Annotated in this window: 16 protein-coding genes; 5 read left to right on the top strand and 11 right to left on the bottom strand. The window is 54.6% G+C overall.

Annotation, left to right across the window (positions count from 1 at the left end):
* Positions 1 to 73 precede the first annotated feature (73 nt).
* The 3 genes from sod (at position 74) to OPC11_RS20045 (ending at position 3001) form a co-directional block, all read left to right on the top strand.
* Complete coding sequence (gene sod, locus OPC11_RS20055) at positions 74 to 676, top strand: superoxide dismutase (RefSeq protein WP_264783125.1); 603 nt, start codon at positions 74 to 76, stop codon at positions 674 to 676.
* A 169-nt stretch (positions 677 to 845) separates the two neighbouring features.
* On the top strand, positions 846 to 1931 hold the full coding sequence (locus OPC11_RS20050) for a hypothetical protein (RefSeq protein ID WP_264783124.1): 1086 nt from the start codon (positions 846 to 848) through the stop codon (positions 1929 to 1931).
* Positions 1932 to 2005: 74 nt separating this feature from the next.
* A complete protein-coding gene (locus tag OPC11_RS20045; protein ID WP_264783123.1) occupies positions 2006 to 3001 on the top strand; it encodes a glycosyl hydrolase in 996 nt (331 codons plus the stop codon).
* 138 nt (positions 3002 to 3139) lie between these two features.
* On the opposite strand, the gene OPC11_RS20040 is transcribed toward OPC11_RS20045, so the two are convergent.
* The 11 genes from OPC11_RS20040 to OPC11_RS19990 all read right to left on the bottom strand — a co-directional run bounded on the left by OPC11_RS20040 (position 3140) and on the right by OPC11_RS19990 (position 13445).
* Positions 3140 to 3523, bottom strand: a complete 384-nt coding sequence (locus OPC11_RS20040; RefSeq protein ID WP_264783122.1) for a DUF6220 domain-containing protein — start codon at positions 3521 to 3523, stop codon at positions 3140 to 3142.
* A gap of 138 nt (positions 3524 to 3661) precedes the next feature.
* Positions 3662 to 4168 (bottom strand): halocyanin domain-containing protein, encoded by a 507-nt coding sequence (locus OPC11_RS20035; RefSeq protein ID WP_264783121.1) that lies wholly within the window; start codon positions 4166 to 4168, stop codon positions 3662 to 3664.
* Positions 4169 to 4454: 286 nt separating this feature from the next.
* Positions 4455 to 5708, bottom strand: coding sequence for an MFS transporter (locus tag OPC11_RS20030; RefSeq protein WP_264783120.1), 1254 nt, complete (start codon positions 5706 to 5708; stop codon positions 4455 to 4457).
* A 700-nt stretch (positions 5709 to 6408) separates the two neighbouring features.
* Positions 6409 to 6792, bottom strand: a complete 384-nt coding sequence (locus OPC11_RS20025; RefSeq protein ID WP_264783119.1) for a DUF2255 family protein — start codon at positions 6790 to 6792, stop codon at positions 6409 to 6411.
* 189 nt (positions 6793 to 6981) lie between these two features.
* Positions 6982 to 7383, bottom strand: a complete 402-nt coding sequence (locus OPC11_RS20020; RefSeq protein ID WP_264783118.1) for a cupin domain-containing protein — start codon at positions 7381 to 7383, stop codon at positions 6982 to 6984.
* Between the two features lie 389 nt (positions 7384 to 7772).
* Positions 7773 to 8921, bottom strand: a complete 1149-nt coding sequence (locus tag OPC11_RS20015; RefSeq protein ID WP_342765962.1) for an MFS transporter — start codon at positions 8919 to 8921, stop codon at positions 7773 to 7775.
* 52 nt (positions 8922 to 8973) lie between these two features.
* Positions 8974 to 9264 carry an SDR family NAD(P)-dependent oxidoreductase gene (locus OPC11_RS20010; RefSeq protein WP_264783116.1) on the bottom strand — a complete coding sequence of 97 codons (291 nt, stop codon included), beginning with the start codon at positions 9262 to 9264 and terminating at the stop codon, positions 8974 to 8976.
* A gap of 147 nt (positions 9265 to 9411) precedes the next feature.
* Positions 9412 to 10176, bottom strand: coding sequence for an SDR family oxidoreductase (locus OPC11_RS20005; RefSeq protein ID WP_264783115.1), 765 nt, complete (start codon positions 10174 to 10176; stop codon positions 9412 to 9414).
* 135 nt (positions 10177 to 10311) lie between these two features.
* Positions 10312 to 10986, bottom strand: a complete 675-nt coding sequence (locus OPC11_RS20000) for a helix-turn-helix domain-containing protein (RefSeq protein ID WP_264783114.1) — start codon at positions 10984 to 10986, stop codon at positions 10312 to 10314.
* Between the two features lie 418 nt (positions 10987 to 11404).
* On the bottom strand, positions 11405 to 12163 hold the full coding sequence (locus OPC11_RS19995) for an SDR family oxidoreductase (protein ID WP_264783113.1): 759 nt from the start codon (positions 12161 to 12163) through the stop codon (positions 11405 to 11407).
* A 592-nt stretch (positions 12164 to 12755) separates the two neighbouring features.
* The gene (locus tag OPC11_RS19990; RefSeq protein ID WP_264783112.1) at positions 12756 to 13445 is read right to left on the bottom strand and encodes an SOS response-associated peptidase; all 690 of its coding nucleotides are present in this window, start codon (positions 13443 to 13445) and stop codon (positions 12756 to 12758) included.
* 91 nt (positions 13446 to 13536) lie between these two features.
* Between OPC11_RS19990 and OPC11_RS19985 the strand changes: the two genes are divergently transcribed.
* Positions 13537 to 14247, top strand: a complete 711-nt coding sequence (locus OPC11_RS19985; RefSeq protein WP_264783111.1) for a phosphoglycerol geranylgeranyltransferase — start codon at positions 13537 to 13539, stop codon at positions 14245 to 14247.
* 559 nt (positions 14248 to 14806) lie between these two features.
* Positions 14807 to 15931 (top strand): hypothetical protein, encoded by a 1125-nt coding sequence (locus OPC11_RS19980; protein ID WP_264783110.1) that lies wholly within the window; start codon positions 14807 to 14809, stop codon positions 15929 to 15931.
* Positions 15932 to 15940 lie beyond the last annotated feature (9 nt).

Genomic DNA, 15940 nt, shown 5'->3' with positions numbered 1-15940 from the left:
CGTCAGTATACCGGATTGAATTTCAGCAAGGATTTAAGTTCGTTTGCCACTTGGAAAACGGTGGGACAAACCCATGACTGAACACGAACTACCACCGCTCCCGTACGACTACGACGCACTTGAACCGCACATCTCCGAGCAGGTGCTCACGTGGCACCACGACACCCATCATCAAGGCTACGTTAATGGATGGAATAGCGCGGAAGAAACCTTAGAGAGCAACCGCGAGTCGGGTGACTTCGGGTCGACCGGCAGTGCGCTCCGAAACGTTACTCACAATGGTTCCGGTCACATCCTCCACTCCTTATTCTGGCAATGCATGAGTCCCGAAGGTGGTGCAGAACCAACTGGCGATCTCGCCGACCGTATTGCCGAAGACTTCGGCTCCTACGAGGCGTGGAAGGGCGAATTCGAGGCTGCCGCGAAAAACGCTTCGGGCTGGGCGCTCCTTGTTTACGACTCGTTCTCGAACCAACTCCACAACGTTGTCGTTGACAAACACGATCAAGGTGCACTTTGGGGGAGCCACCCGATCCTTGCACTCGACGTGTGGGAACACTCGTACTACTACGACTACGGTCCGGCGCGCGGTGACTTCATCGACAACTTCTTCGAAGTCGTCGATTGGGAGGTGCCCGCTGACCGCTACGAACAAGTCGTCGAACTGTTCGAATAGCGAGTCCACGAACTCACCCAGTTTGAGTATCGCGCGCACACTATCCGCTCAATGGGGAAGATTTCACTTCCTCGACTTCGCACCTCACTGCAACCACGGAAGCTTCCAGCGAGCTCGGAGAGGTTGAGTGAAGTAAACCAGACCTGATAACTGAAGCAACGACAATCACATGACAACCCGAATTTACGCCGCATTGGACTACGCATTGCTCGTGGTCGAAGAACGAGATGGGAACTGGGACGTCAACCAATACTTCGACGGCGATGAACGGCCGTACGCTGTTGCCGTCGATCCATTCGCTCCCGAGCGCGCGTACCTTGGGACGTTCAACGATGGACTGTGGCGAACAGTAGACGGTGGTGATTCCTGGTCACAGATCGGTTCCGATTTCTCGTCGTCACGAGTCATGGCGGTCGCTGTCGCTGCAGAGGACCGACCAGAGGAGTACGGGACGGTCTATGCAGGAACGGAACCGAGTGCGGTATACCGGTCAGACGACGGGGGCGACACGTGGAGTGAGTGCCCCGGTCTCACGGATCTCGATTCGGCGACAGAATGGTCGTTCCCTGGACGCCCCGACACCCACCACGTCCGTTGGATCGAACCTGACCCGAATGATCCCGAGCGACTCTACGTCAGTATCGAAGCTGGAGCGGTTGTGAGGACCAGCGACCGAGGTGAGACATGGGTTGATCGAGTGCCCGATGGGCCATTTGATGCACACACGCTGGCAACTCACCCAGATGCACCGAATCGAGTATATGCCGCTGCGGGAGATGGTATGCTAGAGGAGGGTCACGAATACAGGGAGAGTACCGATGGTGGTGAGTCATGGAAATACTCCTCGGAAGGCATCGAACATCACTACGGATGGGCCGTTGCAGTCGATCCTGGCGACCCAGACACGCGTGTTATAGCGACCTCACCAGGTGCGGGTCGAGCGCATGACATCGAAGACGAAGCGATTCGAACGCACGACGAACCCAACGACCCATACTCGGTAGCCTATCGACGTCAAGGCGAGAAACCATGGCAGCAGTGTACGGATGGCTTTCCGGATCCATCCGGGCTCTTCGTGCCAGTTCTCGCGACGATATCCGATGAACCGGGTACGTTTTACGCCCTGACGAACCGTGGCCTCTATCGATCGACGGATTCCGGAGAAACGTGGGACGGAATAGAAATATCCTGGAACGATAATTACCGTGAGCAACAGCCTCGATCCGTCGCTGCGACCAGTATTCAAAATGAGTAAGCAAGTCGAAAAAATCGTTCCCAGGAGAACGTCCCCAACGAATATCCTAGAAACGACCACCAATCACCAGTAACATGACAGTGTTAATCGGAACATCAGATGGCGTCTATCGGGCTAGTACTGTCCCGTTCGAGACTGTAGAGCAGGTTCTCGAGACAGGCTTCGTTACCGAGATACGGGCCTTCGATAGCGCGGATGGAATATTCGCGGCAACGACGTCGGGGCTGTACCACTCTCCCGATACTGGCGAATCGTGGGCTGATCTGGAGGTCCCAACCGAGTCAGTGTGGTCGGTGTGTGCAACAGCAAGAGCGGTGTATGCAGGAACAGCGCCAGCGCACCTGTATCGATCCACCGACCGTGGACAAACATGGTCGGAAGTGAAATCGCTCCAAGAGCAACCGTCACGGTCGAAGTGGACTGCTCCCGGTGATATCCCCCCTCGACTCCGTGCGCTCGGGATTCATCCGACTACCCCCGAGAGGCTGGTGGTCGGCATCGAGGCTGGTAAACTTCATCTAACCAAAGATGGAGGCGAGAGTTGGGTTGAGCGGGATGACCCGGTACCAGACGACGTCCACCACGTGCACATGGTATCTCCGGAAGAGTTCATCGTCTCGACTGGGTATCTGGGTTTAGACGGAATGCAATCAGGCGGCCTCTATCGCACGGAAGATTGGGGTGAGGAGTGGTCCCGTCTCGATACGGGTGACAGACCGTATTTCCGGAAAGCAATCACGCACAACGACCGTCTTTACGCTTCTGCAGCACGTGATGCACCACCCTCCTGGAGTGGTGGTGCGGACGCGGTACTGTACGAATCGTCTGACTACGAATCACTGACAGAGGTGACGTACCCCGGTGGGCCGGAGGAAGTAATCGACGCGTGGGCCGTTATCGATGGACAGGTGGTCGCAGGGACGGTATTCAGCTCGGAGACGGCCGATCAAACGATCAATATGAGTACGGCTGCCGGATCGAGCGGGAGCGTCTTGCAACGAACGACGGAGGGCGAATGGCAGCACGTGGGGAGCGTTCCCGCCGGTATCCACTCACTTGCTTCTCTCTGAGGTATTGAAAGACGTGACTTATTCAGAGGTCTGTCGTACACCCCTCTGAATTCACCGATCTCCAGTTTTTTAGTATTAGTCGGCATTTCCCGTCTGGGATTCTTCCGTTTTTAGGCACAGGAGGAAGTCAATACGTCTTCACGCTGAGATATTTCTCCATTCCCAGGACTCCTTCGGCATCCATAGCGTTACGAATGCAATGACAACAGCGTTAACGGGATGGATCGCCGCAACGAGCGAACCGAACGCCTCAGCCGTCATATACTGAATACCAATTAGCAAAAACAAGACGATGGGCGCACCTTTCAGCAAGCGCGAAAATTGACCGACGAACCCGAAGATGAACAGCGGGATGAAGAGAACTTCGATGAGATGAACGAAGGTCGTATGGAGTTCCCAGTGACTTGGGTCGATGAACACGGCCATGCCGGCGATATACGTTTGTGCGAGAACGCCAACAAAGAAGAGGACTGCGGCAATGAAATACCCGTATCGTGCTCCAGTGACTCGTCTTGAGGTCATTACTTAGCTACCTCGAATCGGTGACCGAGAGAGTCAGTATCTGCTGATACTCGATTTTCGGGAACTGAACAGACACTGACAAGGTTGTTTCTGTTTTTGAAACAGCTATGTGATTTGGAGCCTGACAAACACATTGTTCTAGTTTGAAGTGGTGTTTTGTTGGTCTTGGTCATTCGAAACCACGATTGCTCCTTTCATGCCCATCGATCGATGGGGCTCACAGACGTACTTGTAGGTCCCTGCACTGTCGAACGTCGAGTTGAACGAGTATCCCGAAGTCTTCGTTTTCGGCTCACCCTTCCAGTTCGCCTCCTCGGGTTGGTCTGTCGGGAGAACGTTGTGAGCGTTCGAAACCCACTTGAAAGTCACAGTCGTCCCTGGAGTGATCCGGACAGCTGGTGGTTTGAACGCATACGGGCCTCCGTTGCCATCAGCACCGACTGTAATCGTTACCGCGTCTTTCCCAGTCCAGTCAGTAACTCCATCGTAGTTGCCAACGTTTCCGAAGAAACCACCAAACTTGTCACTCTCCCTACCGCCGCTCTCCCCATCGTTGGAAGCGCAGCCAGCGAGCAGACCAACTACCGTAAGACTACTCGCACCCGCAATGAATCGTCGTCTCGACCCCTCCCATTCCGTCTCCATTCTCTGAGAAGATGTTTCCGGAGAGCGACATTGAAACTGGTGCGTCGCCCAGTCTGGTGACGTAGGAGTGTCATTCTGGCCTCTTTGCGTGGCATTACGACATTCCTTTTCTGGAGATTCGATTCCCCGACAGTTGTTGGCGTGCAATTGAGAACTGTCGTACATTGTAGTCCTTGGTTTTCCATATGGAAAACAAGTGTAAGTACCTGTTGAAACCACTTTGAGAAGTGCAATGTCGTCCGAGTCCGCTTCGATTTCAATAATATCCGAATCGCTTCTAGTCCGCTCAGTCGGTGGTCGAAACAGTGGCTTCTGATGTCGACTCTTCAACCTGCGTCGACACGAGAATGACTCCGATTGTTGCAAGTGCCCCACCGAAGGCAAACGGAGTAATGAATCCGTATCTGATGAGGAAACCGGACGCGAGTTGCCCAAAAGAAATTCCGAGTCCGAATGCAACCGTAAGGACGGAAAGCTGTGCACCGGATTGTCCCTTTTGAGCCAAGTCACCGGCTAATGCGAGTGCAGGTGCAAAGACCATTGCTCCACTCACCCCTTGGAGAACTCGAGCCACGATCATCTGCCACGGCTCGACGACGACTCCTTGGACGAGAGTAGTTGGAATGAGGAAGGCGAGCCCTGCGATGATGAATAGCCGCCGTCCAACGCGATCACTGACCGACCCGACGATTGGCTGTGTGACCGCCAGTGCTCCGATAAACGCAGCAAATTGAATCGAGAAGAGAATTGGCCCCTGATCGAGCCGGTTATTCACTGTCGGTTGTATCGGCGCTAACAGCGCGATGCATGTCGACATGGCGAGGGTAGCCAGTCCCAATGTGAAAATTGGATCCAGCAGGTGACGACCTGTCGGATCTTGAATGGCGAGAGCTACGTCATCACTTGTCGGGGCAGTTTCCTCTGGATCGGAGACCAGCACGTGGACCAACAGAATGCTCACTAGCGCGGCAAATGCTGCTGTTGCAAACGCGGCATCGAACCCACTCAACTGAATATCGTTTCCGATCGGAAGTTGATACGGTCCACCTTCGACAATGATTCCAGCTGCAAGTGGTCCTGCACCGAATCCCGTGAGCCGGAAGGCGTTGTAGATACCCATGTTCCCGCCACGATTCGTCGATGCACTCAACTCGTTCACGAGCGCAATACTGGCAGTGATTGTGAGAGCGGCGGCGACGCCCTGAACCATTCGAATGAGCATCAGACTCACATAGCTTCCAGCGATGGAGAACGCAACGTCGGTTACCGCGAGTATAGCTAGCCCAATAATGACGAACAGCTTTCGTATTCCTGCTCTGTCCGATAGACGTCCTGCGATTGGCTGGACGACACTACTGACGAGCCCAAAGAGCGCGAGAACAAGTCCTGAGACGAATGCTTCGGTGAAGCCAAATGCTTCCCCTGTAACCGCACCACTCGCGACGTAGAGTGGGAGAACGACGATGAGAAATGAATTTCCAACTGCATCAGCCATGCGAGCGATTCCGAGCGCGACGACGCGACGATCTGTCTCAAACATATCCGAAATCACTCCACACCAAATCGGTTCGCTCAATCATCGTGTGGTTTCGCCTTCGGGGAGGAGCCAAATAAGCATTTACCAGATGGAAAACAAAGGTTGATCCGTTGGAAAGTGAGTAACGGGAGAAAGTAGCCTAGTCCGGGCGGCATCACCCACGTTCAAGATGAATCGAGTAGATTAAATCGTCAACCCAGTCTCTTTCGTGCTGACCGAGCGTTACGATATGAGAAAGTGACCTATCGTAGTTCTACCAGTGCATTACGTGTGTCTTCGATGGGGATATACAGCAGTACATGCAGGGAGCAACAGGCCAGTACAAATGATTTGAAGAGGTACAGTGGTGATGCCTACCACGGCTCCCTCAATTACGATGTACTTTGGCCACCGGTTTGGCGGCCGTACATCCCACGGCTAGGATGTAGTTTACCATATGGCAAACAGAGGTATAAGCTCATTGGTAGTCAAAGAGACAGGAAATACTATTGAATAGAGCGATAGAACGGATGTTGCTTGTAGTTTCATCGTTCAAGCGACGAGCAGTCCGTCGATAACGGGCACTGAAACGGACTGATATCTGCTGACATTTTGTAAGAAACAAAGACCCGAATACAACTCGTGAGAGTTTCGTGTCATTTGTGACTCAACTAGCCGCCAACAAACGGAGGACCTTGGCAAGATTGCGAAGCGCACTTGGCACTCAGATACCGGGGTTCCGGGGCATAACCTCAATCGTAGCCGAGCGTGCGCGGTCACTGATCATCGCGCTCAGATACGAACTCCCCTCGTACTTCTCTCGGTAAGCCTCGTCGATGCGGTCGTTGATCGCTCCGTCGACCGACTCGAAGGTGACCTCCTTCGTCATGCCGGCGGCCTTGATTCGGCCCGCATTCTCTCGGATTGCGGCCTGATACCAACTGGAGTTCTGTCCGTTGTAGGCACGCACGTAGAGGGAATCGCCGACCCGGACGGACCAGATCCACGTCGGAGTGCCGTACGTCTCACCGTCCTCTCGGAACGGCGCGATATGTAGGTCATCGGATTCAACAATCTCGCTCAGTTCGTCGTCTGGCCATACAGTCATCGTCGGTCCTCCCGATTAGTACGGTACTGCTCGATGTTCGAAGCTCCGGGTTTCTTTCCTCTGTGTATTCGTGTCCCCATGGTTCGCCCCTCTACTGGTCACTCTGGTAATCCATCTCGTTGGTGGGTCAGCGAAACCGGTCGTGTGAAGAGAGATTCTCTCAGTTCTCACGGCCAGTGTTTGCTCAACCTAGTCGTCACCTTCGTATTCATCGTCAGTGACATGTTCCAACCACGAGACAGCTTCTCCGTCGAGTTGCTCTTGGATGGCGATGTGCGTCATGGCCTTCTCCGGTTGCGCGCCATGCCAGTGCTTCTCGCCCGGCGGGAACCAGACGACGTCGCCTGCACGGACTTCCTCGATTTGGCCGTCTTCGCGCTGGACGAGTCCACAGCCGCTCGTGATGACGAGTCGCTGTCCCAGCGGGTGAGTGTGCCACGCGGTGCGCGCGCTGGGTTCGAACGTCACGCTTGCGGCGGCCGCACGAGCCTCGTCCTCTGGGTTGAATAGAGGATCGATCCGAACGTCTCCGGTGAAGTAGTCTTCGGGTCCTTCGGTCGACGGTAGAGAACGGCTGTCTGTGATTTCCATGTATTATCCTCATCCCTACTTGGCTGCCCTGCAACTTTGATTTGGTGCTATCTGGAAAGCCTCTTTAAATAGAGGTTGTTGTGGAGGCGATTCTGGAATCACTGACTCACCCAAGTCGTACTCCGATAGAAAAGACCTACCCCGAGGATAGTGACGACGTTCAGTGCGACAAGTGGAACGAGGTGGCGCGGGTCACACGGTCGAGGACGCTCACAGCGAGCGGTCCGAGGAATGTGGAGATAGTCATCGAGATGTTGAGCAACCCGACGGTTGCAGTCGCGTTCCCGGGTCCTCAGCATTGCTCCCTGCAACTGGATCTCTTGAAGGACCTCCACCAAGAAGATTTGTGTGCAGTCGCTCTTTGGACCACGGATAGTGTGCGATCGGTGCTAGCTGAATAGCATATTTAGGAATCCACGGTCGTTCTCAGGGGCGGTCCCCCAATGGAAGAATGCGACCCCGGCGGCGGTGACAACACCGAGCACGACTAGAGGGATGGTGTATCCGCCCGTGAGAGCGCGGAGCGCGCTGACAAAGAGTGGCGAGAGGAACGCCGCACCGGCGACGGCGAGATTAAGGAGACCGACGGTCGCAGTTGCGTTCTCGGTCCCGAACCGCGAGAGGACGATCGGCGTCCAGAGTGCGGCAAGCGTGCCGTTCCCGATACCGAAACCGACGAGCACGACGTAGAGAAAAAGGCGCGACTGGACCACGGGCAGTGCAACGACGCACGCGGCAGCGATTGCGACAGCGGTCGCGAAGACCGTACGCAACCCGACCCGATCTCCGATGAATCCACTACCGACGCGGGCGAGGATGCTGACGCCGCCGACAATACCGAACGCGGTCGAGGCGATATCGACGCTGATACCGTTCCCAGTGAGGATGTCGACGAGCTGGGAGGAGAGGACGTAATACCAGCCCCAGAGAACGCCGTATCCGACGACAGTAGCCGAAAACGACTCATTAGCGAGTCGCAACCGGAGTCTCGTGAGGCCGACTGTAGTCGGGGACTGCGCCTGGCTTGGCGGTCGTCGGTAGACGAAACTCGACGCAAGAACGACGAGCGCGGCCACGCCGACGACGACGGTGAACGCGGTTCGGAGCGTCACGCGGTCGAACAGCCAGAGCCACACGAACGGAAAGAGGAGGACGCCGAGCCCGTTGCCCGTCATTGTGAGACCCATCGCACGTCCTTGATAGGCATCGAACCACTGTGGGACGAGCGAGACAACGATGACGAACGCGGTGCCGCCCGCCATCCCGAGAAGTGCGAATGCGACTACGATACCGGTGTACGAGTTAACGACCTGAAACACGGCAGCGACGACCGCCAGACCGACGCCGGCCGCCGCGACGACGGGGCGAAGCGGGAATCGTACGGCGATCACGCCGAAGAGTCCACCCGCGGTCATGAATACTGCAGTAGTAATCGAAAAAACTGATGATGCCTGCAACCCGGAGAGGCCGAAGGCGGTGGTGAGTTGTCCCACGTAGACGGTAAAGGTGAAGATGGTTCCCCAGATGAGAGTGAGCATACAGACGCCAAGGGCGACGAGAACCCAGCTTCGCGTAGAGTCAATGGCTTGCTCACGCGCCATAGGTTCCTCTGTTGACTAACACGTTTATTCGACCGAATCGATCCATAGTGAACTGGGTTGCCGACTCGGCATCATGAAGACTCGTAAATTCTAGCTCCGTGACCAGTAGAATATCCCGCTCGCCGGTCGCCTCGGCCACAGTGACAGTCTCCCGACCGGTGGCCACCACTGCATGTCCTGCGTCTAAGGCGGCTATTGCGAGTTCGACACCCATGACGCGATTCGCGCCTGTAATGAACCAAACCCGCTTGTCGACCGCGGGTTCGGAAGTTGAAGACATTACCCAATAGAAGGGTGTCGTTGAGCATAGGATTGGTCCTATCTAGAGAGCGTGTTTAAGTCAGTCTGTGTGATGAGCGGGGTATTGGGCAGTCGGTCTTCGACTCAGCGGAAGAAGCCGACCAAGGAGATTGAGAGAAACGTGAGACTACGGCTGGACTTGGTCGAGCGGTCGAATCAGAACTTCGTTGATGTCGACGCGCTCCGGTTGCGTGACGACGAACGTGATTGTCCGAGCGATGTCCTCGGGCGCGAGCGCGTCCATCGAACCGACGTGCTCTTTGACCCCCGCCTGAACCTCGTCGTCCGGAATATGGTCGAGGAGTTCAGTATCGACCGCACCCGGTTCTATGGTGGCGACGTGGATTCCGGCCTCAGCGATGTCGAGTCGGAGCGAATCACCGAACATCTTCACGCCCGCTTTGGTCGCATTGTAGTGGGAACTGTTTGGCTGGAGGAACCGACCGACGACAGAGGAAAGGTTGACGATGTGTCCGCTCTCTTGTTCCATCATCGTCGGAACGACAGCGTGCGTGAGTTTGATGAGCCCACTGAGGTTCACATCGATTGTCGTCTGGAGCGTTTCTCTGTCTGCCTCTGCGATGTGTGCGAGCGGCATGAGACCGGCATTGTTGACGAGGATATCGATACCACCGTACTCCTCAAGTGTGGTCTCGACTAAGTTGTCGATATCATCGTCGTTCGTGATATCAGTCGCAACGACGAGCGCTTGGCCGTCATTGCTCTCGATTTGGTCTGCGAGATCCGTGAGTTCGTCTTCTCGCCGGGCAGCGAGTACGACGCTCGCCCCTCGTGAGGCGAGCGACTCAGCGGTCGCACCCCCGATTCCGGATGATGCCCCGGTGACGATTGCGACCTGTCCATCTAGCTCCGAACCGAATTCTCTTGACATCGATTAAAGGAAGGTCCGTCATGGGCTTCGGAGTTATGCTATGCAGAAAGCCTCTTTAAATACTGTTCGTGACCGAGCCCAACCCTGCGAATATCAACGATAACAACGACGAAAAAGTGTATGAGTTTGATGCTATCACAAGAGGGAGTCTATCTGCGGCTGTGAACCGAGCGCCGAGGTGAGGAGTTGGCGCTCACCGCGGCGGAGAAGGCTCGACAATGAGGGCTGTGAGATGTCCATCTCTTCAGCGAGTTCTTCAGTGCTGACCTGACGCGGGCTTTCATAGTACCCTCGACTAATCGCCAACTGGAGTGCCTCTTCTTGCCGGTGAGTCAGTCCGTACTGTGACGACGCATCGTCTTCGGGGGGGTTCTGCGAGATGGAGACCAATTCAACTTCGATTCCATACTCTTCACAACGGGTTCGCATCCCATTGAACGCATTATAGTTCTGGAACAGCTTCTTTTCATACCAGCCGTCAGGCGTGACGACCGTTGGTTCGACTTGGCTCGCAGTGAACCGTTCGGGAGCGAATGCATCTGCAACGACTTTTTCCAGTTCGATGGTGAGTTGATAGACATCCTTGCCACTCGTTTGTCCGATTGGCGTCGTTTCTACGACTTCGTCGAGAGCTGAAAGCTCATCTTCGGAGATATCGTCGTTCGGATCGAAGTAGACGGTAAATACCCGAGCGGTTCGTTCGCGACAAAGCCCATGAACGCACTCGACTTGGTTCGAGGGAATCGATTCGGCGAGATCGACGAGCGGAAGTGAGGGCGAACGGATAACGAATTCCGTGGTGATTGTCATAGGAGATAAGTATGTTCTTGCAGAGGTTAACCTTCTGGGTTAGCGGGTTGTTTGTAGGGTTCGGTAGGTTCGTACTTGGTCGTTCCTTCCACTGTATTCTGATTTCCCTACTAGGCTGGACGTACCCACATCACGCCTACAGCACCGCTTTCTGTAAGCACATTAACCGTCGAAAATGCAACCGACGACAAAACCACGAACCGCATTCTCTTCGAAGGATGACAACAATGCCGAACCTGAAACCTGCGATTGCGATGGCCTCGGTGGCTTCCTGTGCTAGAAGAGAGCGCGAAAATAAATTGTAACCAATTGCCAAACTTACTCGTTCTTGTTTCACAAATTATTAAAAATCCAGCCTTGAACTCAAATTGAATATTACTCGTTAACGAACCTCTTCAACCAATATGGAGTACTAGTGTTATTCCATACTGTTGCCGCCATTAACTGGCGTATAGGTACCAGTCAAGAATTGCGCGCCTTCACCAGCGATCGCTGCGACAGTCTTTGCAATATCATCGGGTTGAGCAACCCGGCCAAGTGGTGTCGCCCGCGAAACCCCTGTCCGAACGTCTTCATTTAGCCGGTCAGCAGTGGCGTCAGTTTCAACGAGACCCGGCGAGACCACATTTGCACGAACCCCGTGTTTACCATACTCTTCAGCAACGTATTTCGCAAATGCGTTCAGTCCGGCCTTTGCGGTGCCATGTGCGGCAAAGCCTCTTTGTGGCGATTGGGAAAGCCCCGAGGAGAGATATATGAGCTGACCACCATCAGATGCAACCATCTTCGGCAAAACGGCCTTCGAGCACGTGAAGGCAGCTTTGAGTTCCGCATCTAATTTGTCGCTAAATTCGTCCCATGTGAGTTCCACTATTGGTTTGGTCGCAAACGGCATATTGGCATTATTGATGAGTAGATCCACACTGCCCCACTCGGCTTCGATTTCAGCGATCATCTGTTCGACGGCATCAGTATCGGTCACATCTGCTTGTATTGCCATTGCATCACCATCACTAGCCTCGATATCAGCGACGACTTCAGCAGCTTCTTTCTCACTTGTTCGGTAGTTGATCACGACTTTCGCACCACGTGAAGCGAGTTCGCGTGCCGTAGCAGCACCAATACCGCGGCTGCTTCCTGTCACAAGTGCAACCGATGAATTTAGGGTTTCAACCATGCGTCGAAAATACCTCTTGATGACTAAATACGCCTCGAAACCAGTAGAGTTCACTACTAACAAAACAGCGAAAACACACGGTCCCATGAGTATCCACATCGACGACAACGGTCAGCAGGTGCGATAAGATACGACCCTACGACCGACGAGATCACGGCGCAGCGTTCATCCGCTTGCCAGACGACTCCACGACACCCATGTTTGCGATCGCAGATGCCGCCGACATCGAAGACACGTTCTTTGAGTCAGACGTCGCGAGCCAGAATCGTGATAGGGTGTGAGGGGTTGGCTTTCGCTATGATGGCCATCGCATCGACTTCCAGAGTGACGGCTAGATTGTAGTGTACAACGTTGCGTAGGCAGGCGGAGCGGGTTCTTACGGGTGGAGAATTTACCGCATTGAGGACGAGTATGTCCACGTCTGCTTAGTGCAACATGGAGCAGTGGAGAAACCGAATCTCAACTAACTACTCTTCAGTACGAGTGGGTCCCGGTTCACTTTCACCGAATTCACTAACCGCCAGTAGCATCGCTCGAATCACCGCCCTTTGAGAAGCACGATCTGGCCGTTTTCACTACTGCTTTTCCCCATTCACTCTGAGGAGAACTCACCAAGCCCCGATTGTTCGTGTTCCTCTGGCTCGATGACCGACGGATCGTCGTGACTGGGGTTGTTGACTCGCGTCGAAATCTCGTAGGCAGCCAAATCATCACGAGAATACGGCTGGCACAACGCTTCCCGCTCGTCCGGTCCAGCAGAGAGCCACCGGTCTTCATCCTCACTCGATAGAACCACGGGCATCCGATTGTGGATTGGCTTCATCACATCGTTCGGTTCGGTCGTCAGAACCGTCACACAGGGAATCGCCTGCCCATCACCTTCCCACACTTCCCAGAGACCAGCCATCGCGAACGCTGGAGAGTCCTCACGATACACACGATACGGCTGTTTCGGGCCACCGTTCTGTTGCTGCCATTCGTAAAATCCGGATGAAAGGACCAAGCACGGCCGTGATTTCCACGCATTCTGGAAGACGCGTTTCTCGTCAGCCGTTTCGGAGCGAGCGTTGATGATTCCCTCTTCGGGTTTATCTGCCCAGAACGGTATCAATCCCCAGTGGTACTGGTCGATCTCGTCAGTTGCTTCATTTGTAATGACTTCTAATGGCTCTCCGGGAGCGATATTGTATCGTGGTGTGTACCCACCATCAGTGACGACCCGTGCGTCGAAGCGGTCCTCGAGGTCTTGTTGCTGGATGAAGAGCGCAGTTCGCCCACACATAGAATATGTACGGTCTACAGGCGCATCAACGTATGGTGACCGGGGAGGATCGAAGGCAAATGGTTTGCATGTGACGGAGCTACCGTAAGCTATGGCGGCTGCGTGGGCACAGTGGGAGCACGTTACGAAGGTTGACCCAGACAAACCACTCCATGATGGGGATTCCTACGTAGACATTGCGGACATAGGTACGGATGCAATCATTCTCGGTGGCACCACGAACGTCACAGAAGCCCGCATACAACCGATTCTCGATACACTTTCTTCTACCGAGATTCCCATCTTCGTCGAACCGACCTATCGCCCAACGCAGTCTCATACCGAGTCACTTTCTGGCTACTTACTCCCGATCGTTCTGAATGCCGATAACGTGATGTGGATTACAGGAGCGCACCACGAATGGGTTCGCTCTTCGGATCTTGAGTGGGACTACATCCACCCAGAAGCCTATATTGTCCTCAATCCAGCGTCGTCAGTTGCGACGTATACGCAGGCGGACTGTAACCTCGATACCGATGACGTCGTTGCCTATGCTGAACTCGCCGAACAGGTCTTAGGCCAAGAAATCGTCTACCTCGAATATTCTGGCATGCTTGGTGATCCAGCAGTTGTGGCTGCCGTACGAGATGCACTCTCATCAGCGCAGCTCTTCTATGGGGGCGGCATTCACGACTACGACTCAGCTTATGAGATGGCGAAAGTGGCTGACACGGTCGTTGTCGGTGATGTGCTCCACGACGCTGGTATCGAGGCAGTCGAGGAAACCGTTCGTGGCGCAACGGATGCAAACCACGAGTCATAATCGTCCTCCCGACGATCAATGAGACAATTGAGAAGATCGAGAGTATGAGCCTGCAATCGGTCGCATCTAGGTTAGTATAAAATACTAATCCCACACCCGACCAGTTTTCCATATGGGCTTTACAGCTACCGTTTTGAGTGAGCTGCGTTCCTTTTTTAACTTTTGTATCGGTTTTCTATATTGTCCATAAATACTATCTAGTCATATCTAGTATTGTTTTCTAGATATGAACTACGCTCAAGACGATTTAGAGCAAGACAACGAATCACTGGTTCGTATAAACGCCCGGTGCTGCCCCCTCACGAGGTGAACCACTATGCACTTTCGTGAGAGCAGTACGCAAGACTCCAGTGATGTACCAACACGCAGACGCGCGTTTCTCGCTGCTGGCGCAAGTGCTGGAGTGACGGCGCTCGCTGGGTGTCTCTTGCCAACGGGCGCGAGCAGTGGAGGTGCTCCACCAGCAGGACCCACCAACAACAGCACGAACGCGACGAGCGGTAACTTTCGAGCGATTGATCCTAAGCAGTGGCGTGGAGGGTTCCAGAATGTCGTGAATATGGCGAAGGCCGGTGCGGATCCGACCGGTGAACAAGACGTCTCATCGGTGATCCAGCGGGAAATCAGGAGTGATACGCTCCTCTACTTCCCGCCGGGGCGCTACAAGATGAATAGCCAGGTTCGCCGCGTCGGGCTTCGAAACCTCGGAATCATCGGCCAGAACGCGACGCTTGTTCACGGCCGCGTCGACGCGATCAACGGCTTCGACGTCTCGGAGGGCGAATTTCACGGTCCCGCTCAGCACTTCAAGATCGGGATTCCTGACGATCCGCATCAAGGTAAATTCGTCTTTGGCGGGTTCACGCTCGATTGGCGTGGCAAGAACCAGGGGATGCAAGTGCTGAACCACCATACGGCGGGAACATCTGAAATTCGTTCCCTTCGCCAAGTCGGAATGCATTCGCTCGGGTGCCAAGGTCCGCTTCGGGTGAATCCCACCACAGAGCAGGCTCGAGCCCGCGTGAACAACGTCGATTTTCGGTTTGGTGGCCTCACCTACCAGAAGACAATCAACACCCGGGATACGTACGATGGTGGCCCGTACGCCGGCCGTTCGTGGGCAACCTCAGGGATCACGATGCATCCGAAAACACAGGGGTATCTCCGTGTCGAGAATTCGTTGTTCGGTGGCTGGCCAGACAACGGTATCTACGTCAAGGGCGGCCATCCCGGAGAAGGCAATGGGACGGTCGACGTGGTGAACTGTGTGGCAGCGAACAGCCAAGCATCGAATATCCGCATTGGTGGTGACGGCTCACGGATTCACAATTGCGTGGTCGTGACTGATCACTCGTTTGGTGATGAGTTCTACTCCGAGCAGCGCCCAATCCGCCTTGATGACGGGACGTGCACCGTCTCAAATACGAAAATCGTCCAGACAAAGCCGACGGGATGGTCACTCACGATACAGCACGCTGTCGAGAAAGCTGTAGTGAAAAATGTGGAGGTGACGATCAAGGAGACGCCGATGACAGCGCTCGTCGTGGACGGCGGCGTTGATCAAGCGATGGTGAAGGACTTCGTGATCAACACACCAGGGTGGGATGCGACAAAGGCCCAAGTCATTCGGAACGGTGGAGCAACACTCAACAACGTGTTTCTCGATGGCGAGCAAATAGCCTGAGAGAGCTAA

This window comes from Haladaptatus sp. T7 (genome assembly GCF_026008575.1).
GTDB classification, from domain to species: domain Archaea; phylum Halobacteriota; class Halobacteria; order Halobacteriales; family Haladaptataceae; genus Haladaptatus; species Haladaptatus paucihalophilus.
The sequence above is the reverse complement of the archived record's forward strand: the minus strand, read 5'-3'. Positions and strand labels throughout refer to the sequence as shown.